Origin of the sequence: Mesorhizobium sp. M7A.F.Ca.MR.362.00.0.0, from assembly GCF_004023175.1 — a bacterium.
Classification (GTDB): Bacteria; Pseudomonadota; Alphaproteobacteria; order Rhizobiales; family Rhizobiaceae; genus Mesorhizobium.
The window spans coordinates 1-1299 of record NZ_RZTF01000752.1 but is presented as its reverse complement, the minus strand read 5'-3'; the positions used below and the strand labels follow the sequence as shown (position 1 = coordinate 1299).

Sequence of the window (1299 nt, the reverse complement as noted above, 5' to 3'; positions counted from 1 at the left end):
GCGTAAGCGCCGATAACAGCGCCCTCGCCCCGTTTACGGGGAGAAGATGCCGGCAGGCAGGTGAGGGGCGGCGCTGACGTTCCAGGTTCAAGCATCAGGCCAATTGACGCCGCACCCCATCTGCCCGAAGTCTAGCGCCCATGGCCACACACGCCCCACCCAAACCCACCGACACCCCTCTCACCTTCGCGGTGCTGGTCTTTCCCGGCTTTCCGATGATGGCGTTCAGCTCGGTCATCGAGCCGCTGCGCGCCGCCAATGTCCTGGCGAAGCGGCAATGCTATCGCTGGATCATCGTCGGCGGCACGAAAGGCTCGGTCGAGGCCTCGAACGGCGTCGTCATCCAGCCGGGTTTTTACGCCGAGGATGCGCCGAAGGTCGATCGCATCGTCGTCTGCTCGGGCGGCGATGCCGATCATCTCGTCGCCGAGGACGCAGCACACTGGATCCGCAAGAGCCTGCGCAACGGCGCCCATATCGGCGCGGTGGCGGATGCGGCGTTCTTCCTCGCCCGCGCCGGCCTGCTCGACGGCCATGCCTGCACCTTGCACTGGACCAGCCAGGCCGCCTTCACCGAAGCCTTCCCCAACATCGAGCTCAGGCGTGACCTCTATGTCATCGACCGCAAGCGTTTTACGTCGGCCGGCGGCGTCGGCAGCCTCGACATGATGCTGGAGATCATCACCCGCGACTATGGTGCCGAGCTCGCCGCCGGCGTCGCCGAATGGTTCGTGCACAGCCAGTTGCGCTCCAGCATCGACCGCAAGATGATGCCCTTGCGGCTGCGCACCGGCGTCCAGAACGAGCTGGTGCTGTCGGCCATCGCCATCATGGAGGACGCGGTCGAAGAACGGCTCGGCATGGCCGAGTTGACCGCAAAGCTCGGCGTCTCATCCGACAAGCTCGAGCGTAGCTTCCGCTCCGAACTCGCCATCTCGCCCAATGGCTATTACCGCCGCCTGAGGCTGAAGCGTGCCGCCGACCTGTTGGCGCACTCGACGCTCGCCGTGCGCGACGTGGCGCTGGCGTGTGGGTTTGCGTCGATGTCGAGTTTTGCCCGGGCGTTTCGGGAAGAGCACGGGCATCCGCCGAAACTGGCGAGACGGCATTAGGTGTCGCTCCCTGACGGGTGTGACGTTGGCGGGACAGCGCCCCCCTCTGTCCTGCCGGACATCTCCCCCTCAAGGGGGGAGATCGGACTGCATCTCTGCTTCGCTAATCTCAGATGTTGAAGAAAAGAACGGCGGCATCGAAACTGCCAATCTCCCCCCTTGAGGGGGAGATGCCCGGCAGGGCAGA

At 65.1% G+C, this 1299-nt stretch carries 1 protein-coding gene; it reads left to right on the top strand.

The window, feature by feature from the left end:
• Window positions 1–140 precede the first annotated feature (140 nt).
• Window positions 141–1112, top strand: coding sequence for a GlxA family transcriptional regulator (locus tag EOC06_RS37425; protein ID WP_128310124.1), 972 nt, complete (start codon window positions 141–143; stop codon window positions 1110–1112).
• Window positions 1113–1299: the final 187 nt, after the last annotated feature.